Raw genomic sequence first — 20,597 nt, 5'->3', positions numbered from 1 at the left:
ATGCCCCGCCTTGTTACCGGACTTGAGACGTACGCCCTGGACTGCATGAGTCGGGCCACAATCTGAAATGACCAGAAACAAAAAACTCCGTAACTGGTACTTGCGTAGCCAGAATACAGAGTTTTTTGGGCTTTACCTGAACGGTTGCTTACTTTTACCCAAGCCTTACGCAGCGGCGAACAACTGCTCGCTGATTTGTGCGTGGGCAGCGCTCATGGCCTTGTTGCGCACGTCGTCACCGTAAGCCAAGCCTTCGGCACGGACGACTTCGATGTCGGTGATACCGATGAAACCGAACAGCAACTTCAAATACTCTTCGTGGGCAACACCGGTTGCCTGACCGGCGTGCATGCCGCCGGAGGTCGAAACGATCACGACTTTCTTGCCGCCGCACAGGCCTTCAGGGCCGGCTTCGGTGTAACGGAAGGTCTGGCCGGCAACCGCGATGCGGTCGATCCAGGCTTTGAGTTGAGTCGGGATGGTGAAGTTGTACATCGGTGCGGCAATCACCACGGCATCGGCAGCCAGGAATTCGGCCAGGGTCGAGGCGCTCAGTTGGGCTTCGTGCTGTTGTGCGGCGTTGCGCAGTTCAGCGGTGGTGCCGGCGGCGACCAGGGTGGTGGCGGAGAAATGGCTGATGGCGTCGGCGGCCAGGTCGCGGTAAGTCACCACGGCGGTTGGCTCGGCGGCTTGCCAGGCTTTGACGACTTCACCGCTCAACTGACGGGAAGCCGAGTTGTCGCCCAGGATGCTCGAATCGATATGCAGCAGTTTCATGTGGGATCTCCAAGTGAGGATCGCCCACAAGGGCGATCTGATGGGACTAATCCTACACACGAAACCAATAGATGATTAGACGGTAACAATGCGATAGTTCGTCCCATAGATAGGACAATTGGATTCACATCATGCAAGACCTCAACGACCTGTACTACTTCGCCAAAGTCGTGGAAGCCGGGGGGTTCGCCGCGGCCGGACGTTTGCTGGGCATCCCCAAGTCCCGATTGTCACGGCGCATCGCCGAACTGGAAGAGCGCCTCGGCGCAAGACTGCTGCAACGCACCACCCGACAACTGAAACTGACTGCCGTCGGTGAGCGTTACCTCAGGCACTGTCAGGCGATGCTGCTGGAGGCGGAAATGGCCGACGAGGCCGTGGCCAGCATGTCCAGCGAGCCCCGCGGGCGTTTGCGGGTGTCCTGCCCGGTTGGGCTGGCCCATGAAATATTGCCGGGGGTGATCAGCGACTTTCTGGAAAGGTTTCCACAAGTCCAGCTGGAGGTCATGCTGCTCAATCGACGGGTTGACCTGGTGAACGAAGGCATTGACGTTGCCTTGCGTGTGCGTGAACTGGGCGACGAAGACCCGCTGCTGGTGACCCGCCGCCTGCGTCAGGCGCAGATGCTGATGGTCGCCAGTCCCGGTTTCCTCGTTGGCCGTGAGATCAACCATCCCGAGGATCTGAAAAGCCTGCCCGTGCTCGGCGCGCTGGAAGCCGACCGTATGGTGCACATCCGCCTGCTGGATCAAAAAGGCAAAAGTTGTGAACTGGCGCTCGAGGCCCGGCTGGGTATCGATGACTTTATCGTGCGCAAGGCCAGCACCCTCTCCGGCCTGGGCTTTACGATGCTGCCCATGATGTATTGCGAGCAGGAACTGGAAAACGGCGCACTGGTGCAGTTGTTGCCCGACTGGTCGTTGCCCGGTGGCTGGCTGCAAGCGGTCTATCCTCATCGACGCGGGGTCATGCCGGCGGTACGCGCCTGGATTGACCATCTGGTCGAGTCATTCAATGCCTGTGGGGAACGATTGTTATGAAAGCCGGACGGATGAGCGAAGAGGATGTCGCAAAATTCTGCCTTACCCTGCCCGGAGCGCGGGAAGACTATAAATGGGGTGGCGTGCGGGTGTTTTCGATTGCCGGGAACAAGATGTTCGCCTTGCAGGGCCTGCGGGGTGATTCCCTGGCCTTCAAGGTCGACAAGGATCTGTTTCTCGGTCATTGCGACCGCCCGGGGATTCATCCGGCGCCTTATCTGGCGCGCGCGCAGTGGATCATCATGGAAACGCCCTACCCGCTCGGCAACGAAGAACTACAAGGCTTGTTGCAGCGCTCCCACCAGTTGGTGGTGAGCAAGCTGCCCAAGCGCACTCAAGTCGGCTTGTTGCTCTAGGGCCTTGTCGATCAGAACAAGGCGAACAGGTGTGCGCCGAGGAACAGGTGGTCGATCCAGAACACCTGGTGCATGAGCACGATGATCCAGAACACCAACTGGTAGGAGATTTTGCGGGTTTTGTGCCGGAACGCTTGCTGCGCCAGCAAGGCACCAGGCCAGCCGCCAGCGAGCTCCAGCGCATGCAGGACATTCTCCGGCGTACGCCATTGCTCGGCGCGGGCCTTGCGCTTGTCGCTCCAGTACAGGAAAAACGTCACGACGCTGACGATGCCGTAGGCCGCCAGGGGAATCAGCGACACTCCGTGCAACCATGACGACACCGCCCCCGACAGCGGTAACGCGCACAGGATTGCAAACACCAGCCACTTCAGCCGCGGATGACGGATCTGTCCCCCGGGCTGACGCCCGGGGTTATTGCGCGAGCTTGAGTCACTCACGGCTTGACCGCGCTCCAGTCGACCCAGCCGAATTGCCAGGTCGCCAGAATTAACAGGCCAAACACGATGCGATACCAGGCAAACGCCGCGTAGCTGTGGTTGGCGATGAACTTGAGCAACCCGCGAACCGCAATCATCGCGAAGATGAACGCCGTGACGAAGCCGACTGCGAATACCGGGAAATCCGCCGGGACAAACAGATGACGGTACTTATAGCCCGAGTACACCGCTGCACCGACCATGGTTGGCATCGCCAGGAAGAACGAGAACTCGGTAGCAGTCTTGCGCGACAGGCCGAACAGTAACCCGCCGATGATCGTCGAGCCCGAACGCGAAGTGCCCGGGATCATGGCCAGGCATTGGGCGAGGCCGACTTTCAGGGCATCTTTCCAGGTCATGTCATCCACCGTTTCGGCGTGGACTTCATGCTGCCGGCGCTCGGCCCACAACATGACGAACCCGCCCACGACCAGCGCCGCTGCCACGGTGATCGGGTTGAACAGGTACTCGTGGATCATGTCGGCGAAGATCACGCCCAGCACCACGGCCGGCAAGAACGCAATCAACAGGTTCGCGGTAAACCGCCGAGCGCTCGGCTGGGTCGGCAGGCCGATGACCACATCGAAGATCTTGCGTCGAAACTCCCATACCACCGCCAGGATGGCACCCAGCTGGATAATGATGTTGAACGCCATCGCCCGCTCACCCCCGAAGCCGAGCATATCGGCCACGATGATCTGGTGGCCGGTACTGGAAATGGGCAGGAACTCGGTCAGCCCTTCTACAACCCCAAGTATCAATGCCTGAAAGGCGGTCCAAAGATCCATCAGTCCCCCAAAGGCTATGCGCGCCGGCATGCCCCGTTAGTATTTTTCCAAAGCTTGAATTGCGATCAGCGTAGCTGAAGCCCCGCGCATCAAGGATCACCACGGAACCGTCAAAATCCTGTGAAAAAACAATCCTGATCCAGGTTTACCCGCGCGGGGCCGAGATCCTATCAGACAAGTCCGATTGGCGCTGCCGCGTTATCGCGCGCCAACGAAGCACACCCTGCTCCACGGGATTCCCGACGCCAATCCGGTTACAATCGGCCCCCTCTTCGATTTCACCAAGGAACCTCCATGTCCGGGCTTGAACTGTTTGCCGCCGCCCTCGGTGTCATTGCCGTCTGGCTGACAGTCAAACAGAACACCTGGTGCTGGCCCATCGGTCTGGTCATGGTGCTGCTCTATAGCTGGATCTTTTTTGAGGTGAAGCTGTATTCGGACATGTTGCTGCAAGTCGTCTACGCCGCCTTGCAGCTTTACGGCTGGTGGCAGTGGACACGGGCTGGTGAAACGCCCCATGGCCGCGAAGTCAGTTGGCTCGATTCCCGCTCCGTGGCGTTGAGCCTGGCCATTGGCTCACTCGGCAGCCTGTTGCTGGGGGCGGCCATGGCCCACTGGACCGACGCCGCGCAACCCTGGCTCGATGCGGCGCTGACCGGATTCAGCCTGGTGGCGCAGGTCTGGATGGCGCAAAAACGTATCCAGTGCTGGCCGCTATGGATCGCCCTGGATGTGATTTTCGTCGGGCTGTTCATCTATAAGGACCTGTACCTGACCGCCACCCTGTACGGGCTGTTCGCCGTTATCGCCGTGCAGGGCTGGCGCCAATGGCGCGCCGATCCGGCGTTGCGCGCATGAAAGTCCTGGTACTCACAGGCCCTGAATCCAGCGGTAAAAGCTGGCTGGCGGCCGAGTTGCAACAGCGTTTCGGCGGGATTCTGGTCGAGGAGTATGTGCGCTGGTTCATCGAGCAGAATCCCCGGGACACCACCTTGGCCGACATTCCGGACATCGCCCGCGGACAATTGGCATGGGAAGACGAAGCCCGTGCGCAACTACCGTCTTTGCTCATCCTCGACACGCACCTGCTGAGTAATATTCTCTGGAGCCAAACCCTGTTTGACGACTGCCCCGCCTGGCTCGAACAAGCGCTACTGGCCCGGCATTACGACTTGCACTTGCTGCTGTCGCCGGAACACGTCGAATGGACGGATGATGGCCAGCGTTGCCAACCCCGATTGAGTGAGCGCCAGGCATTTTTCGAGCAGACCCTGGCCTGGCTTGAGCGCCACGCCCAACCGGTTCAAGTACTGCGCGGAGATTGGGCAGAACGCCGACTCCAGGCACTGAACGCCGTGAGCCGATTGCTCGGCGCCTGACCGACCTTTTGGGGCAACTTCCCCACTATCCCCCCCTGTCCCCGGGGAAAAGTGTCCGATCCTGAAACACCCTTCCCGCCTCAAACCGCCTGTTTCAGCGCCCTTCACCGCTGGATCATCGGATTTGTTAAAGCATTGATACAACACCGCTGAAACCCTTGTTCCAGAGCGATTTATCCGCAAATAAGGGCTGCCTGCGCAGGGTTTCGTCTCACCGTTGAAACATTCTCGGCAGAGGCTATCCGGACAATATCCATAAGCCATTGAATCAACGAGATATTCAAAAACCGGCACAGCTTTCGCTCTCTCCTTTAAAAAGCCGACCAGAGCCAGCCCACATGAGAAGGAAAGACCGTCGTGGGGATACTCGATAAACATGCCTTGACGTGCCTGCTGCTGATCGCGAGCGCTGCAGGCGCGTTTTTCGGTTTTGACGTTCAAGCCGAAGGCAACGGCGTCATCGTGCTTGATCGCACCATTCACCCGACGCCCATCGGTCGCAGCGGCGGTAGGGATCCAAACCCCAACACCCTCAATGCCAACCCATCGGCCCGCGTCATCGGCGAACTCAGTGACGCCGACATCGCCGGGGTCACCACTGGAACCGCCCTTCGCCACAACAACGGGCAAAACCTGGGTGGCCTGCAAGGCCTCAATGTCGTCACCAACCCCAACGGTATGCCCGGCATGTCTGTCGGTCACGGTGGTGGCAGTGGCAGCGCCATTTCCGGAACCATCAACCGCGCCATGAGCAGCGGCCTCGGTTCACTGGGCAGAATGGCGGGAGGCCAATGAGATGAGTCGATCCCTGCTGTTACTTGCCCTGCTCGGCTGCACCAGTGTGATGGCCGATTCGGGCGTCGGTTCGGTGAACAACGCCACCCTCCAGGATTCTGGAACTCAATACCGCGGCAACTTCAACGTCAACCAGGCGGCTGGCGATCAACAACAGCAGTCCAACGTCCGCGCGATCGCCATTGGCACCCAAGCCGGTGCGATCACCAGCGTCCGGCAGAAAATCACTACGCCCGCCAATCCGTCGATGGACGCGACGGCCACTATCGGCGGCTCCTCCTTCAGTAATGGCAACGGCGTACTGGGCGTCAACCAGAGCGCTGGGGCGAACAACCAGATGGCTAACGCCATGAGCATCAGCATCAGCGCTGCACCGCAAGCCATCGACGATAGTGCCCTTTCTCAACAGAACGTGGCGTTGTTACCGAACTCGGGAGTAACTGGCTCCCCAAATGGCAGTCGCCAGGCAGTGACCAGCGACCAGGCCTTCACCGGCAGCCGGGGAGTGATCCAGGTAAACCAGAGTGCAGGGGTGGGGAACCGAATGGCTAACACCTTGAGCATCCGGGTCGCTGACTGACCCGAAACAGTGCGATTAGGGAAGTACCAACACCTGACCAACTAATGAGCACGGAGAAACACCATGAACCCGACAACTGCTCTCAAACCTCTGGCTTTCGCTCTGGCAGCAGTGATGGCATTCGCAGCACAAGCAGGCAGCCTTGATGATCAAGGCAACGGCCAGAGCGAAGGCCAGAGCAACAACCATCAGCCTAAAGGCCCGACGCTGGAACAAATTCTGCAAATTACAGCAGGCGCCGGTGCCACCGTGCTGGACTCACAGGAAAGCAGTGACAGCAGCGTATTGAGCCGGGACACCAGGAACGACGCTAGAATCGATAACTCCCTGAACAACTCCAACGGCAACATGGGCGCCAACGTTGCAGCCGGTAACGGCAACCAGCAAGACAACGCCGCCGCCCTTGCCTCGGCTGACGAAAGCTTCATCTTCGGCACCGCGGTCGCCGCCTCCAGCGCGACTCAGAAGAGCAACGGCAACACCGCCAGAAACCACTCCAACACCAACAATACAACGCTCAATAACGCGGGTAACAGCGGTTCCGGCAACATCGGCATCAACGTGACCACCGGCGACTTCAACCAACAGAAAAACAACCTGGCGATTGCCGTTTCGGGCGGTCGTGTAGCGCAAGCGGCGGCGGCGGCCAACCAAAGCACGTCCGGGCTGAATGTCACCAACAACGCCAACCATGACGACAGCACCCAGACTGATTTCGTAACCGTAGGTGTACTCGGTCTGGCGGGTGTAACCACTCAACAAGTGATCACGCCAGAGGGCTGGAAAGCCCCTGTAACCAACAATGCATCGATAACGAACTCGATGAACAACTTCTCCGGCAACGGCGGAGCCAACGTATCGTCTGGTGTGGGCAACCAGCAAAGCAACTCGCTGTCCATCGCCGCGGGCTGCAAGTCCTGTCTGTAATCGCGATTGCAATAATGAAAGCCCCGGCGACGGGGCTTTTCCACGGTCCCAAGGCGTATCGATCATGCGTAAGACTGTCCTTTTCGCCCTGCTCTGCCTGTCTGGCCTGACCCAGGCTGCACAGATGCCGGTTGCCGCCCTTCCGGGCGGCGTGCTGGTGTACAAGCAAGTACAGAGTTTGCGCGAGCGCAAGTTCAGCGACATCGTCGAACAAAAAACCGATTTCAGCTGTGGCGCCGCCGCGCTGGCAACGATACTGCGCCAGGCCTATTGGCTCGACGTCGATGAGGAGCACATCATCAAGGGCATGCTGGTCACCGCAGACCAGGATCTTGTGCGTACCCAAGGTTTTTCCATGCTGGACATGAAGCGCTACATAGAGCGCATCGGCATGCGCGCCCGGGGCTACAGGATCCCGCCGGAAAGACTCGAGGCCGTAACGATTCCGGTGGTGGTGTTGATGGAAATTCGCGGCTACAAGCACTTCGTGGTGTTGCAGCGGGCGGACAAGAACTGGGTCTATATCGGCGATCCGGTACTCGGTCACAAACGCTACTCCCATGATGACTTTGTCAAAGGCTGGAATGGCATTATTTTCGCTATCGTCGGTCCCGGTTACGACAAGACCAATGCATTACGCAGGCCACCGGAACCGCTGACAGCCAAGAACAAGATGGATAACTTCAACCCGGTCAAAGATGCCGAATTGATGGATTTTGGTTTCATACAGAGCGACTTCTTTTAATCGCCAACAAGATGATAGGGGGCAGGATGCTCCGGGAGCAGCAAATGAAAACCTCGTACTGGGTGGTCGCTGTCTGTCTGGCAGCGAACACTTCAGGTTTTGCTGATGAGTTCAGACCCATCGAAATCAAGGACGAGGAACTGGCTGAGTTGCGTGGCCGATATGTGATGCCGGGGCGAGTCATCAGCTTCGGTGTCGTCATGAGCAGTACCTGGCGCAACGCCAGTGGTGACCTGATCGGAGCCTCCACCTCGATGCAGCTTCAAGCCGCAACGGTCAAGCCCGAGTTCTATGTTTCGACCATCAAGCAGTCGGGCCATGGCGGCACGTCCAGGTCGGGCAGCGGTCACGTGTCGGGGGGGGCAGCCCTGAGCACATCCCGGGGCATAACCCAGGTCACACGGGCCGCGGGTGATGGCAACAGCGCAAACAACAACATCGCCATCAACGTCAAAGAGGCCAGCACGGCTCCTGCACTGGTACCGAGCCAGGGCCAGGCGCTGATAGCCGGTCAAACCATCACCGGCAGCAATGCCGCAGGCAGTGTCGCAGTATCCGCGACCAGCGGCGGCGTGCAGATGGCCATTACCGCCAACAACAACCAGGGCACCAGCCTGCAACAAGTTGCCCAGGGCGGGTTGCTGCAAAACACCCGGTTGCTGGGCAGCAGCAATGTGGTCGACAACATGACTCAACTCAACGTAGTGCTCAACAATAATGGCCCGAGTGCGGGCGCATTGGACTGCAACCTCAACCAACTCGCTGCATTACGGACCATGGGCTATTGAACTACGCTGAGTCTGGACCATTGGGCACAAATGGACGGCATATTTCATGTACCGATCAGTATCACTGCGTGCAGTTGCATGCTTGAGTGCTCTACTCCCGGCGGCGATGTTGCAGGCAGCACCTGACCCGGAACTGGAGGCTCTCAAACAAGAGCTCCTTGAGTTGAAACAACGATACGAAGTACAGCAAAAAGCCCTGGCGGTTCTCGAACAACGGGTCCGCCAGGTCGAAGAGCAGCCCGCCTCCCCCCCTCCCAAACGCCTGGCCAAGTCGCCAGCGGATCTCAGGGGCAATCCAGGCGTCGGCACCGGCGCCGCAACCGCCTCAGAGGGGAGCGGCAGCTCTTATGGACAATCGCTGGCCAATGACTCACAACCGGCGCAAAGCGTTTCGAACCTGTATGACGAGGCCAGCGGGTTTTTCGGTGGTGGCAAGTTCAGCGTCGAAACCGGGATAACGTACTCCCGTTACGATTCCCGCCAACTGGTCCTCAACGGTTTTCTCGCCCTGGACTCGATCTTCCTGGGCGCTATCAACCTGGACCGGATCAAGGCCGACACCTGGACGCTTGACCTTACCGGTCGCTATAACTTCAACAATCGCTGGCAGTTCGACCTGAACGTGCCAGTGGTCTACCGTGAGTCCACGTACCAGTCCGGTGGCGGCAATAGCGGCGCCGCAAACGTAACGACCGAAGACACCGTCAAGGAAGACCCGACCATAGGTGACGTCAACTTCGGTATCGCCTACAAATTCCTCGACGAATCGGCCAACACGCCGGATGCCGTGGTGACCTTGCGCGTCAAGGCGCCTACCGGCAAAGACCCGTTCGGCATCAAGCTGGTTCGGGTGGCCGATAACTCAAACCTGGCCGTGCCTGAATCCTTGCCTACCGGTAACGGCGTCTGGTCGATTACGCCGGGGATCTCCCTGGTCAAGACGTTCGATCCGGCGGTGCTGTTCGGCAGCCTGTCCTACACGTACAACATGGAGGAGTCTTTCGACGACATCAGCTCCAACCCGGCGGTCAAGACCCCGGGCAAAGTACGCATTGGCGACAGCTTCCAGATCGGCGCCGGCATTGCGTTCGCCTTGAACGAAAAGATGAGTATGTCGTTCTCGGTCTCTGACCTGGTGCAACGCAAAAGCAAGCTCAAGGAAGATGGCGGGGATTGGCAAGCGGTGGTCTCCAGCGATGCCAACGCCGGTTACTTCAACATCGGCATGACCATTGCGGCCACCGACAACCTGACCATCGTGCCCAACCTGTCCATCGGCATGACGGACGATGCCCCGGACTTCCAGTTCAGCCTGAAACTCCCCTACTACTTCTGACCCGAACAAAAAAACCGCTGCAATTGCAATCGCAGCGGGGTTTGGTTTGCGGCCGGGGTTCAGCGAATCTGGTGCTTGTGCAACAACCGGTAGAAGGTCGGTCGCGACACACCCAGTACTTTGGCGGCGACACTCAGGTTATCGCTGTGGCGACTCAATACATCGCACAACGCCTGGCGTTCGGCCCGGGACTTGTATTCTTCGAGGGTGCCCATCGGCGCTGCGAGCGTATGCTGACTGATCAACCCCAGGTCACGGGCCTCGATCTGCCGGCCCTCGGCCAACACCAGCCCGCGACGAACGCGGTTGGCCAGTTCGCGAACATTGCCTGGCCAGTCGTGTTTGCCCATGGCAATCAACGCGTCTTCGCTGAAACTGCGTGGGCGGCGCCCGGTTTCATGGCTATAGAAATGGGAGAAGTGGTTGGCCAACACCGCCAGGTCACCATGGCGCTCGCGCAGCGGAGCGGTCGCCACTTGCAGTACGTTCAAGCGGTAATACAAATCTTCGCGAAAGAGCTTCTTCTCGATGGCGCTTTCAAGGTCGGTATGCGTTGCCGCCAGAACCCGCACATCCACCGGAATCAGCTGACTGCCACCCACCCGCTCGATGTGTTTTTCCTGGAGGAACCGCAACAGGTTAGCCTGCAACTCCAGTGGCAGGTCACCGATCTCGTCGAGAAACAGGGTGCCACCGTTGGCGGCTTCTATCCGTCCGACCTTGCGTTGGTGCGCGCCGGTAAATGCGCCTTTCTCATGGCCAAACAGCTCGGACTGGATCAAGTGTTCGGGGATCGCCCCACAATTGATCGCGATAAAGGGTTTGCTGTGACGCTGTGACAGGCGATGAAGGGTACGTGCGACGAGTTCCTTGCCAGTGCCGCTTTCACCGCGAATCAACACCGGAGATTCGGTCGGAGCCAGTTTGCTCAACAGCTTTCGCAGCTCACGAATAGGTTTGCTGTCGCCCAGCAATTCGTGCTCGGGTTGGTCGACATAGACCGTGCCCTGCCCGCGCAAGCGCGCCATGCCAAACGCGCGCCCCAGTGTTACCTGGACCCGGGACACATCGAAAGGCAAGGTATGAAAGTCAAAAAACCATTCACAGACAAAGTCGCCGACATTTTGCAGCCGCAGTACTTCCTGATTGAGTACGGCTATCCACTCGGTGCCGCTGCGGCTGATCAGCTCTTTGACGGCCTCCGGATGCTCAAGGTGAAAAGGTTGTAAGCGTAGCAAGCCCACGTCACAGGTTCGGTCAACGGCGTTCTCCAGCGTGCAGCTGTCAACGTCCCAACCGATGGCGCGCAATCCAGGGAGCAGGCGATAGCAATCGTCACAGGGGTCCACCACTAACAAACGTCGCAAGGCAGGCGCATCACTCATGACAGATCCTTGGCGCCAAATTTATGAAAATTTAATAAAAACAGTCATTTGGCAGACCTGACTGTAACATTAGCAAGAATTTGACAGGGCCTTGTACTGTTTGACTATAGGGATGTCACAAATCCAGTTATAAGTTGCAATTATGTTAGTTACCTAACGACTCTTTCCTTTCATTCAGCTTTCAATGTCAGGCTCATCCTTGAATCTGTGAAATAAAGTTAAAATTTCTTTTGATTGTGTGTGACCCGAACCCCGGTTGCGGGCATCAGTACAAGTAACCAGCTGAACGGTAAGCCCAACCGTCGGCCTATCACTTGATTGGGCACACAGAGAGAAGACCCTATGAACGCCCCGCTCCGTATCAACGAAGCACTTCTGATTGCCGACCGCGCATTTAAACCATTCAAATGCGTGGCCTGGGCCCCACAAGACGGCAATGGTGAACTCAGCCTCACCGTTATCGACCGCACCAGTACCCGCATTGGCCGCAAGCAGATCCCAAGCAGCGCCTATTCCGATCCCGCGCAACTCGAACGACTGCTGGAACAGGCTCGCGCCGAATTGTGCGAGGAAGGTTACACACTGCAGTCATGGTCGATGCCGCACTAATCGTTTTGCGGATTACTCCGGGGTAATCCGCGCCCTTTCCCTGTCTTTAGTTCGCAGTTTTTTCTGGCCGCGCACACTACGTGACACTATTTAATTCGAACTTCACATACGCCTGATACTTTGCAGGCTCGCCATTGGTTCGAAAAGACACTGTTGTGGCACACTGTGACCCTCCGTCTGTTAGTTCTTACCGTTGTGCTTCCCTTCATTCAGGGATTGAATAAACTCCTTATCAAGTCGCCACCCAAACTTCTGGATCAGGACGACTCGCAAGGAGATGCGGTGCATGTCAAGCCAGTCCGCTTTTGCCTACTCCGCGACCCGAACCAACGCCGGGGCCCTCGATACGACGTTTGCCACGAATGGCAAAACCCAGGTCTATTTCGCCGACAGCCTTTTCAGCCTGGCCAATGACGTTGCGATCGATGCGCAAGGTCGCTTGCTGGTAGCCGCAAAGGTTGGCATGGCCGATGGCACCCGCTTTGGCCTGGCCCGCTTGCTGGCGGATGGTTGCGCAGATCTGACGTTCGGCCAACAAGGCAGTGTCATCGGGCAATTCGAACCGGGGCACGAAGCCATGGGCACCAAGGTCCTGATCCTGCCCGACGGCAACATCCTGTTGGCTGGTCTGCAATACGAAAACACGCACCGCACGCTCCCGGCCCTGGCATTGCTGGATCAAGATGGTCGCCTGGTGCAAGGCTTTGGCGATAATGGCCGCCGTGTCGTGCGTTTGCCTGGCGATCTATCACTGGGCATGCGCGATGTCCGGCTACCTCTCGGTGTGCCCGGCGCTGAAGCCTGCGATGTGGCCATACAGCAGGACGGCCGGATCCTGATCCTGGCCAACCATCACTACGAACTAGCCGATCACGTCGGCATGTTGATACGCCTGGATGTGGAAGGCTCGCTGGACTGCTCGTTCAACGACCGCGGCTTCGTGATGGTCAGGCACCTGCTGATCAATACCTGGCTCAGCAGCCTGACGGTACAACGTGATGGCCGAATTCTGGTCAGTGGATCGATCAATTTTCCCGAGGAAGGCTTGCTGGCACGCTATCACCCGGACGGGCGTCTCGACGACCGTTTTGCCGTGGATGGATTCATGACCTTCAAGGCGCAAGGGCATGGCGCCCGAGTCAGCCGGGTGGTTCAGCAAAACGAAGGAGAAATCCTGTGTTTTGGCAGCAGTCGCGAGCCGATGCACTGCCTGACATTCAAAATGCACAGCAACGGCCGCCCCGACAGTCATTGCAACGGAGGACATCCGCAGCGGCGGGAAATCGGTTACAGCGGGTGCCAGTGGACCGCCGCGCAGTTACAGCCTGATGGCAGCGTGCTCACGGCGGGCGCCACCATCGGCGGGATCGAAGCAGACTTCATTCTCGGGCGATACCTGCCCAACGGCCTTCCCGATCGCCGATTTGGCAAAGGCAGCGGCTATACACGTACGCGCTTGGGCCCCAGCCTGGATACCGCCACCTGTGTCGCCGCGAACCCCGATGGAAACATTGTAGTGGGAGGCTATTCGCTGCACGGAAACTACAAGGCGGTCATCGCTCGTTTCCTGGGATAAACACCGGCATTTTTCCTGCGCTTGATCTTCTCGCGCGCTTGCGGCAACTTGCGCGCTTCTCAAGACAAGGAGCAGCCGATGTCCGGTTCAATGGCCCAGGCGTTCGCGCACAACTTTCTCGGGCACTCGCCCCGTTGGTACAAGGCCTGCATCGTCGGCTTTCTCATCCTCAATGCCCTGGTGCTTTGGACCGCAGGCCCGGTGGCTGCCGGCTGGCTACTGGTGCTGGAGTTCATCTTCACCCTGGCCATGGCACTCAAATGCTATCCGCTGATGCCCGGCGGGCTGCTGTTGATTGAAGCCCTGCTGTTGAAGATGACCACACCCCAAGCGCTGTATGACGAGTTGCTGCACAACTTCCCGGTGATCCTGCTGCTGATGTTCATGGTGGCGGGTATCTATTTCATGAAGGACCTGTTGCTTTACCTGTTCTCGCGCCTGCTGCTCGGGGTGCGCTCCAAAGCCCTGTTGTCCTTGATGTTCTGCTTTCTGTCGGCCTTTCTGTCAGCGTTCCTCGATGCCTTGACTGTGACCGCCGTGATCATCAGTGCCGCCGTAGGCTTTTACTCGGTGTATCACCGCGTCGCCTCGGGCAACGATCCGCGCCAGGACAGCGAGTTCAGCGACGATCAACATCTGCCCACCCTGCATCACGGTGATCTGGAGCAGTTCCGCGCCTTCCTGCGCAGCCTGCTGATGCACGGCGCCGTGGGCACCGCGCTGGGCGGTGTCTGTACGCTGGTCGGTGAACCGCAGAACCTGCTGATCGGCCATGAAATGGGCTGGCACTTCGCAGAGTTCTTCACCCGGGTTGCGCCGGTATCCCTGCCGGTACTGGTTGCCGGGCTGATAACCTGCGTCCTGCTGGAAAAGCTGCGCTGGTTCGGATACGGCACGCTGCTGCCGGATAACGTCCGTGTGGTGCTGGCCAACTACGCCGCCGAAGACAATGCCGAGCGCACCACGCGCCAAGGTGCAGCGCTACTGGTGCAAGGCTTTGCCGCATTGATTCTGATTGCCGGGCTGGCGTTCCACATCGCCGAAGTGGGTTTGATCGGTTTGATGGTGATCGTGTTGATTACCGCCTTTACCGGCATCACCGACGAACACCGCCTGGGTACAGCGTTCAAGGACGCCATGCCGTTTACCTCATTGTTGGTGGTGTTTTTCGCCGTGGTCGCGGTGATTCATGACCAGCAACTGTTCGCCCGACTGATCCACTGGGTGCTGACGCTCCCGGCAGACCAACAACCGGGCATGCTGTTCATTGCCAACGGCCTGCTGTCCGCCATCAGCGACAACGTGTTCGTGGCAACCATTTACATCACCGAAGTGAAGCGCGCGTTCATGGCGGGGGAGATGACCCGTGAGCATTTCGAAACCCTGGCCATTGCGATCAATACCGGTACCAACCTGCCGAGCGTGGCGACACCCAACGGTCAGGCGGCGTTTCTGTTCCTGCTGACCTCGGCGATTGCACCGCTGGTGCGTCTGTCTTATGGGCGGATGGTCTGGATGGCGTTGCCTTATACCGTGGTGATGGGCTTGCTCGGGTGGTATGCGGTGAGCTACTGGTTGTAACCTCAACCTTGTGGAGCGAGCTTGCTCGCTCCCATTGGAGATAGCCGTTATCCGAGGCGGTGCCAGACGCGACCGTCACGGGTGAGCAGTTCTTCGCCGGCCTTGGGGCCGTTTTCCCCGGCCGCGTAGCTCTGCACGCTGGAGTCCTGCTGCCAGGCATCCAGGAACGGCTGCACGGCGCGCCAGCCGTTTTCGATGTTGTCGGCGCGCTGGAACAGCGTCTGGTCACCCGTCAGGCAATCGTAGATCAGGGTTTCGTAGCCGGTGGACGGCTGCATCTCGAAGAAGTCCTTGTAGGCGAACCCCAGCTCGATGTTGTCCATTTTCAAGGCCTGACCGGGACGCTTGGCCAACAGGTCGAACCACATGCCTTCGTTCGGCTGGATCTGAATGCGCAAATAGGTCGGCTGCAACTCATCGACCTCGGTATCGCGGAACTGCGCATAGGGCGCCGGTTTGAAACAGATCACGATCTCGGTGTCACGCACACTCATGCGCTTGCCGGTTCGCAGGTAGAACGGCACGCCGACCCATCGCCAGTTATCGATCATGACCTTGAGGGCCACATAGGTTTCGGTATTACTATCGGGTGCGACGTTGTTTTCCTGGCGATAGCCAGGCAGTGCCTTGCCGTCGATCTCACCGGGGATGTATTGGCCGCGCACCGAATTGGCTCGGGCTTCCTCCACCGTCCAGGGTCTGATCGCGCCAACGACCTTGGCTTTCTCACCGCGCACCGCATCGGCGCCGAACGCGGCGGGCGGCTCCATCGCCACCATCGCCAGTAACTGGAACAGGTGATTGGGCACCATGTCCCGCATCGCGCCGGTGTGCTCATAGAAACTGCCACGGGTTTCCACGCCCACGGTTTCGGCGGCGGTAATCTGCACGTGGTCGATGTAGTGATTGTTCCAGAACGCTTCGAACAGGCTGTTGGAGAACCGGCTGACCAGGATGTTCTGTACAGTCTCCTTGCCCAGGTAATGGTCGATGCGGTAGATCTGCTTTTCCGTCATCACCTTGAGCAGGCAAGCGTTCAAGGCTTCGGCCGTATGCAGGTCGGAGCCGAAGGGTTTTTCGATCACCACCCTTCTGAAAGCCTCGGGGGTTTCTTCCAGCAAGCCGGCCGAGCCAAGACGGCGCACCACTTCACTGAAGAAACGCGGCGCGGTGGCCAGATAGAACACCGCATTGCCAGTACCGCTGTCGGCGATTTTTGCCGCCAGCGCTTGATAAGTGCTGTCGTCCAGGAAGTCGCCCTGGACGTAGCTGATGCCTTTGGCGAGTTTGGCCCACAGCGCCGGGTCAAGGGCTTGATCGCCCTTGCCGGTCCTGGTGGCCACCTCGTTGCGGATGAAGTCTTCGAGTTTTTTCGCGAAGCCTTCATCGCTGATGGCGTTGTGGTCAACGCCGATGATCCGCAGTCCATTCCCGAGTAAACCGTCACGACTGAGATTGTACAGCGCCGGCATCAGCAGACGCTTGACCAGATCGCCGTGGGCACCGAACAGGAACAGCGTGGTCGGCGGCGCGGGTTCAGCCTTGGATTTTCTGCGGATCGAGTGGGTCATTTTTTCGAGGTCTCCACATGGCCGCCGAAGCCGAAGCGCTGGGCCGAGAGAATCTTGTCGCCAAAGGTGCCTTGCCCACGGGAACGGTAGCGGGAGAACAGCGAGTTCGACAGCACCGGCACCGGCACCGCTTGTTCCATGGCGGCTTCGATGGTCCATTGACCTTCACCGCTGTCGGCCACGGACCCGGAGAAACCGTCGAGTTTCGGATCGCTGGCCAGGGCGTCGGCAGTCAGGTCCAGCAACCACGAGGACACCACACTGCCACGGCGCCACACTTCGGCGATATCGGCGACGTTCAGGTCGAAACGCTGGTCTTGCGGCAGGCTCTCGCTGTTTTTGGTCTTGAGGATGTCGAAGCCTTCTGCGAACGCCTGCATCATTCCGTATTCGATGCCGTTGTGGATCATCTTCACGAAGTGCCCGGAACCGGCCGGACCTGCATGAATGTAACCACGCTCGGCACGATCGTCGTCGGACTTGCGGTCCTTGGTGCGCGGGATGTCGCCCAGGCCAGGGGCCAGGGATGCGAACAGCGGGTCGAGGCGCTTAACAGTCTCGGCATCGCCGCCGATCATCATGCAGTAACCGCGCTCCAAGCCCCAGACACCGCCGGATGTACCGACGTCGATGTAGTGCAGGCCTTTTTCCGACAGGGTCTTCGCCCGGCGAATATCGTCTTTATAGAAGGTGTTGCCACCATCGATGATGGTATCGCCGGCTTCGAGCAAGGTGCTCAGGGTGTCGATGGTTTCTTCGGTCGGCGCGCCAGCTGGCAGCATGACCCAGACCGCACGCGGCCTGGCCAGGCCGGCGACCAGCGCCGGCAGATCGGTGACGCCCGTGGAGCCCTCTGTAGCCAAGGCTTCGACAAAGGCGGTATTGCGATCGTAAACAACGGTGGTGTGCCCGTTGAGCATCAGGCGCCGCGCAATATTGCCGCCCATGCGGCCCAGTCCAATAATCCCGAGTTGCATGTGCTGATGCTCCCTACTACAAATTAAAGTGTGTCAAAGGTTATAGCCCAACGCGACTCATGAGGTTAGTCCAGAGCGTTGGCACGAAGTTTCCGGGCATTGTGCCCGATCCTGATGGATAACGTCGGGAATCAAACCGAAGACACAACGACCATGAAAAATAAAAAAGTTCCCTTCTTGGGCAAAAGAAATCAAAATTGGCGCCGATAGTAGGTCAGCCCCGGATTTCGAGGCGTACCTACAGTTGAGACACGCCATTTGCGAGGTGAGCAATGGGCACAGTACATACCGCACTGCCAGCACAAACCCTTTACGTCACAATCCGTCGTGATGAATTGCGCCAGTTGAAAGACGAACGCGATCAGTTGAAGCAGGAACTGGCGCAGTTGCGGCTGCTGCTGCAAACCAATCAAGTGCAGCCCCTGGCTGTGGTTCAACACGCCCCACTCGCCTGACCCCTCCTTTGAAGCGGGAGCAGTCTGCACTGCTTCCGCACTGGCTCACGCCCTGCCACCCCTGGCAACTCACAAAATTTTCACAATTGTTACACGACAATTACTCGTTTAGGTCGCCCGATTCCGCGCGGCCCTCGTTCGTCGTCCGTGATATCCAAGTCTCGGCGGTGGTAGTGAACTCTCGGCTGGAGCGCTGAATGTCTTTGTTGAAACGCAGCAACACGACTGCGGCAGGTTTTGATTGGGCCGGATTTGTCTGGCTGTTTGTATTTTTCTGGTACTTTTCCGGCATCACCCAACTACTGATCCAGTTGACTGGCACCTCCGGCTTTAGCGGATTCCGCCAGGCCTTCGTCATGAGCGCCTTCTGGCTGGCGCCGATGTTGCTGTTCCCCCGGCAAACCCGCGTCATGGCTGCCGTGATCGGCGTCGTACTGTGGGCGTGCTCCATGGCGAGCCTGGGTTACTTCTTCATTTATCAGCAGGAGTTTTCCCAGAGCGTCATCTTCATCATGTTTGAGTCGAACGTGGCTGAAGCCGGCGAGTACATGACCCAGTACTTTGCCTGGTGGATGGTGCCGGCGTTCCTGGCCCACACCGCTTTTTCCTGGTTCCTGTGGACACGTCTGCGCCCTGTGTACCTGCCCCGTGGCAAGGCAATCGTGGCCGCGGTGGCCATTGTCGTCGCGGTAGTCGGTTATCCGCTGATCAAGCAAACCTCACGCACCGGCAGTTTCGCCGAAGGCTTCGACAAGTTCGAAACCCGCATCGAGCCGGCGGTGCCATGGCAAATGGCCGTGGCCTATCACCGCTACCTGGAAACCCTGGCCGGTATGCAGGACATGCTCAATAGCGCCAGCAAGATTCCACCGCTGCACAACCTGAAGGACGCAATGGCCAACACGCCTGCTACCCTGGTGCTGGTGATCGGTGAGTCCACCAACCGTCAGCGCATGAGCCTGTACGGCTACCCCCGGGCAACCACACCGGAACTGGACAAGCTCAAGGATCAACTGGACGTTTTCGACAACGTCATTACGCCGCGCCCCTACACCATTGAGGCGCTGCAGCAGGTCCTGACCTTCGCCGACGAAGAAAACCCCGACCTGTACCTGTCGACGCCATCGCTGGTCAGCATGATGAAACAGGCAGGTTACAAGACCTTCTGGATCACCAACCAGCAGACCATGACCAAGCGCAACACCATGCTCACGACCTTTTCCGAACAGGCCGATGAACAGGTGTACCTGAACAACAACCGCAACCAGAACGCCGCCCAGTACGATGGAGACGTGATCGAGCCCTTCAGCAAGGCCTTGGCCGACGGTGCACCGCGCAAACTCATCGTCGTGCATTTGCTCGGCACGCACATGAGCTACCAGTACCGCTACCCGTCGACCTTCGACAAATTCCAGGACCGTGAGGGCGTGCCTGCCGGCATTCGCGATGACCAGTTGCCGACGTACAACAGCTACGACAATGCCGTGCTGTACAACGACTTCGTGGTGTCCAGCCTGATCAAGGACTACGCCAGGACCGATCCGAACGGCTTCCTGCTGTACCTTTCCGACCACGGCGAAGACGTGTTCGATTCCGTGGGCCACAACACCTTGGGGCGCAACGAGAACAAGCCGACAGCACCGATGTACACCATTCCGTTCATGGCCTGGGCATCGCCGAAATGGCGCGCAACCCATGACTGGAACCTCGCGGGTGATCTCTCGCGCCCTTACAGCAGCTCGCATCTGATTCACACCTGGGCCGACCTGGCGGGCCTGAGCTTCGATGAACTCGATCGCAGCAAAAGCCTGGTCAGTGACAGCTTCAAGGCCCGGCCATTGATGATCGGCAACCCGTATGAGCGTCAGCAGCGTGCGCTGATCGACTTCAGCTTGATGAAGCCCAAAACGCCACCCACTGTCGTTCAGCAGTAATCCTTTCAGGGGCCGGTTCCGGCCCCTTTTTCATGCTCCCGTTGCAGCCATGCAGGGCGTTGGTGAAGTTGATTCCCAATTGACCGAATCGGCGGATAATGCCATTTCGACACTGCTTCATTGATTCATGGACGAAAGGCATCCGACATCTGTAGTGGGAGGCAAACCATGAAACGCACCACAATGATTCTCGCCGGCCTGATGGCCTTGGGCTCAACCAGTGCTTTTGCCGAAGGTGGAGCCGAACGCATGCGCTATTACTACGAAAGCCTGCGACTGGCCCAGCAAGAAGCCTTGGGCCACCCCATCCAAAGCATTGAACTGCGGGTTCCGGACGATCAAACCGCACAAATGACTGAAACCTACAGACCGAAATGATCCATGGCCGTCTGATTGCAGTTCTAGGTAGAGGACTGTCGGGCGTCCTGATGGACGCCCTTTTTTTGGTTCTTCACGGAATCCTGGGAAACACAGAAACAAGAACGCCGATTTGTTTGATGATGTTCGTGCGAGCAAACA

General features: G+C 58.6%; 22 protein-coding genes. 16 read left to right on the top strand and 6 right to left on the bottom strand.

Going from position 1 to position 20,597, the window contains the following annotated elements; genetic code table 11:
• Positions 1 to 165: 165 nt before the first annotated feature.
• On the bottom strand, positions 166 to 777 hold the full coding sequence (locus AC3WTM_RS25450; RefSeq protein WP_102671534.1) for an FMN-dependent NADH-azoreductase: 612 nt from the start codon (positions 775 to 777) through the stop codon (positions 166 to 168).
• A 131-nt stretch (positions 778 to 908) separates the two neighbouring features.
• Here AC3WTM_RS25450 and AC3WTM_RS25445 point away from each other — a divergent pair, with 131 nt between their 5' ends.
• Positions 909 to 1,817: a LysR substrate-binding domain-containing protein gene (locus AC3WTM_RS25445; RefSeq protein WP_102671533.1), complete on the top strand. Its 909-nt coding sequence runs from the start codon at positions 909 to 911 to the stop codon at positions 1,815 to 1,817.
• Entirely contained in the window at positions 1,814 to 2,173 is a 360-nt protein-coding gene (locus AC3WTM_RS25440; RefSeq protein ID WP_057714747.1) for an MmcQ/YjbR family DNA-binding protein, read from the top strand. Before AC3WTM_RS25445 ends, AC3WTM_RS25440 begins: the two co-directional genes overlap by 4 nt.
• An 11-nt stretch (positions 2,174 to 2,184) precedes the next feature.
• Here the strand turns inward: AC3WTM_RS25440 and AC3WTM_RS25435 are convergent, their stop codons facing one another.
• Both AC3WTM_RS25435 and AC3WTM_RS25430 read right to left on the bottom strand, forming a co-directional pair.
• The gene (locus tag AC3WTM_RS25435; protein ID WP_102671532.1) at positions 2,185 to 2,613 is read right to left on the bottom strand and encodes a DUF1294 domain-containing protein; all 429 of its coding nucleotides are present in this window, start codon (positions 2,611 to 2,613) and stop codon (positions 2,185 to 2,187) included.
• Positions 2,610 to 3,440 (bottom strand): undecaprenyl-diphosphate phosphatase, encoded by an 831-nt coding sequence (locus AC3WTM_RS25430; protein ID WP_102671582.1) that lies wholly within the window; start codon positions 3,438 to 3,440, stop codon positions 2,610 to 2,612. Before AC3WTM_RS25430 ends, AC3WTM_RS25435 begins: the two co-directional genes overlap by 4 nt.
• A gap of 294 nt (positions 3,441 to 3,734) precedes the next feature.
• Here AC3WTM_RS25430 and pnuC point away from each other — a divergent pair, with 294 nt between their 5' ends.
• The 8 genes from pnuC (at position 3,735) to fapF (ending at position 9,990) form a co-directional block, all read left to right on the top strand.
• The gene (gene pnuC / locus AC3WTM_RS25425; RefSeq protein ID WP_102671531.1) at positions 3,735 to 4,298 is read left to right on the top strand and encodes a nicotinamide riboside transporter PnuC; all 564 of its coding nucleotides are present in this window, start codon (positions 3,735 to 3,737) and stop codon (positions 4,296 to 4,298) included.
• On the top strand, positions 4,295 to 4,819 hold the full coding sequence (locus AC3WTM_RS25420; protein WP_102671530.1) for an AAA family ATPase: 525 nt from the start codon (positions 4,295 to 4,297) through the stop codon (positions 4,817 to 4,819). Before pnuC ends, AC3WTM_RS25420 begins: the two co-directional genes overlap by 4 nt.
• 357 nt (positions 4,820 to 5,176) lie before the next feature.
• Entirely contained in the window at positions 5,177 to 5,614 is a 438-nt protein-coding gene (gene fapA, locus AC3WTM_RS25415) for a functional amyloid chaperone FapA (protein WP_102671529.1), read from the top strand.
• Position 5,615: 1 nt separating this feature from the next.
• Positions 5,616 to 6,194: a fibril amyloid subunit FapB gene (gene fapB, locus AC3WTM_RS25410; RefSeq protein WP_102671528.1), complete on the top strand. Its 579-nt coding sequence runs from the start codon at positions 5,616 to 5,618 to the stop codon at positions 6,192 to 6,194.
• A 63-nt stretch (positions 6,195 to 6,257) separates the two neighbouring features.
• Positions 6,258 to 7,121 carry an amyloid-like fimbrin subunit FapC gene (gene fapC / locus AC3WTM_RS25405; RefSeq protein WP_102671527.1) on the top strand — a complete coding sequence of 288 codons (864 nt, stop codon included), beginning with the start codon at positions 6,258 to 6,260 and terminating at the stop codon, positions 7,119 to 7,121.
• Positions 7,122 to 7,185: 64 nt separating this feature from the next.
• Entirely contained in the window at positions 7,186 to 7,866 is a 681-nt protein-coding gene (fapD, locus tag AC3WTM_RS25400; protein WP_102671526.1) for a fibril amyloid maturation endopeptidase FapD, read from the top strand.
• Between the two features lie 26 nt (positions 7,867 to 7,892).
• Positions 7,893 to 8,654, top strand: coding sequence for a fibril amyloid subunit FapE (gene fapE, locus AC3WTM_RS25395; protein ID WP_102671525.1), 762 nt, complete (start codon positions 7,893 to 7,895; stop codon positions 8,652 to 8,654).
• Between the two features lie 46 nt (positions 8,655 to 8,700).
• Positions 8,701 to 9,990 (top strand): fibril amyloid transporter FapF, encoded by a 1,290-nt coding sequence (fapF, locus tag AC3WTM_RS25390; protein ID WP_102671524.1) that lies wholly within the window; start codon positions 8,701 to 8,703, stop codon positions 9,988 to 9,990.
• 59 nt (positions 9,991 to 10,049) lie between these two features.
• Here the strand turns inward: fapF and AC3WTM_RS25385 are convergent, their stop codons facing one another.
• On the bottom strand, positions 10,050 to 11,375 hold the full coding sequence (locus tag AC3WTM_RS25385; RefSeq protein WP_102671523.1) for a sigma-54 dependent transcriptional regulator: 1,326 nt from the start codon (positions 11,373 to 11,375) through the stop codon (positions 10,050 to 10,052).
• A 342-nt stretch (positions 11,376 to 11,717) separates the two neighbouring features.
• On the opposite strand from AC3WTM_RS25385, the gene AC3WTM_RS25380 reads away from it, so the two are divergent.
• From AC3WTM_RS25380 to nhaB, 3 genes are all read left to right on the top strand, one after another.
• Positions 11,718 to 11,984: a hypothetical protein gene (locus tag AC3WTM_RS25380; protein WP_102671522.1), complete on the top strand. Its 267-nt coding sequence runs from the start codon at positions 11,718 to 11,720 to the stop codon at positions 11,982 to 11,984.
• Positions 11,985 to 12,270: 286 nt separating this feature from the next.
• The gene (locus AC3WTM_RS25375; protein WP_102671521.1) at positions 12,271 to 13,560 is read left to right on the top strand and encodes an NHL repeat-containing protein; all 1,290 of its coding nucleotides are present in this window, start codon (positions 12,271 to 12,273) and stop codon (positions 13,558 to 13,560) included.
• A gap of 78 nt (positions 13,561 to 13,638) precedes the next feature.
• Entirely contained in the window at positions 13,639 to 15,141 is a 1,503-nt protein-coding gene (nhaB, locus tag AC3WTM_RS25370) for a sodium/proton antiporter NhaB (protein WP_102671520.1), read from the top strand.
• Positions 15,142 to 15,188: 47 nt separating this feature from the next.
• On the opposite strand, the gene zwf is transcribed toward nhaB, so the two are convergent.
• Positions 15,189 to 16,712 carry a glucose-6-phosphate dehydrogenase gene (gene zwf, locus AC3WTM_RS25365; RefSeq protein ID WP_102671519.1) on the bottom strand — a complete coding sequence of 508 codons (1,524 nt, stop codon included), beginning with the start codon at positions 16,710 to 16,712 and terminating at the stop codon, positions 15,189 to 15,191.
• On the bottom strand, positions 16,709 to 17,689 hold the full coding sequence (gnd, locus tag AC3WTM_RS25360; protein WP_102671518.1) for a phosphogluconate dehydrogenase (NAD(+)-dependent, decarboxylating): 981 nt from the start codon (positions 17,687 to 17,689) through the stop codon (positions 16,709 to 16,711). The genes zwf and gnd overlap by 4 nt, the downstream gene beginning before the upstream one ends.
• 272 nt (positions 17,690 to 17,961) lie before the next feature.
• Between gnd and AC3WTM_RS25355 the strand changes: the two genes are divergently transcribed.
• The 3 genes from AC3WTM_RS25355 (at position 17,962) to AC3WTM_RS25345 (ending at position 20,456) form a co-directional block, all read left to right on the top strand.
• Positions 17,962 to 18,144 (top strand): DUF6026 family protein, encoded by a 183-nt coding sequence (locus AC3WTM_RS25355; RefSeq protein ID WP_090455368.1) that lies wholly within the window; start codon positions 17,962 to 17,964, stop codon positions 18,142 to 18,144.
• Between the two features lie 197 nt (positions 18,145 to 18,341).
• A complete protein-coding gene (locus AC3WTM_RS25350; RefSeq protein WP_102671517.1) occupies positions 18,342 to 20,078 on the top strand; it encodes a phosphoethanolamine transferase CptA in 1,737 nt (578 codons plus the stop codon).
• Between the two features lie 168 nt (positions 20,079 to 20,246).
• Complete coding sequence (locus AC3WTM_RS25345; RefSeq protein WP_102671516.1) at positions 20,247 to 20,456, top strand: hypothetical protein; 210 nt, start codon at positions 20,247 to 20,249, stop codon at positions 20,454 to 20,456.
• Positions 20,457 to 20,597 lie beyond the last annotated feature (141 nt).

The sequence above is a fragment of the Pseudomonas sp. EU05-FHT14B02 genome (assembly GCF_058791055.1).
This window is presented reverse-complemented; position numbering and strand designations above follow the sequence as displayed.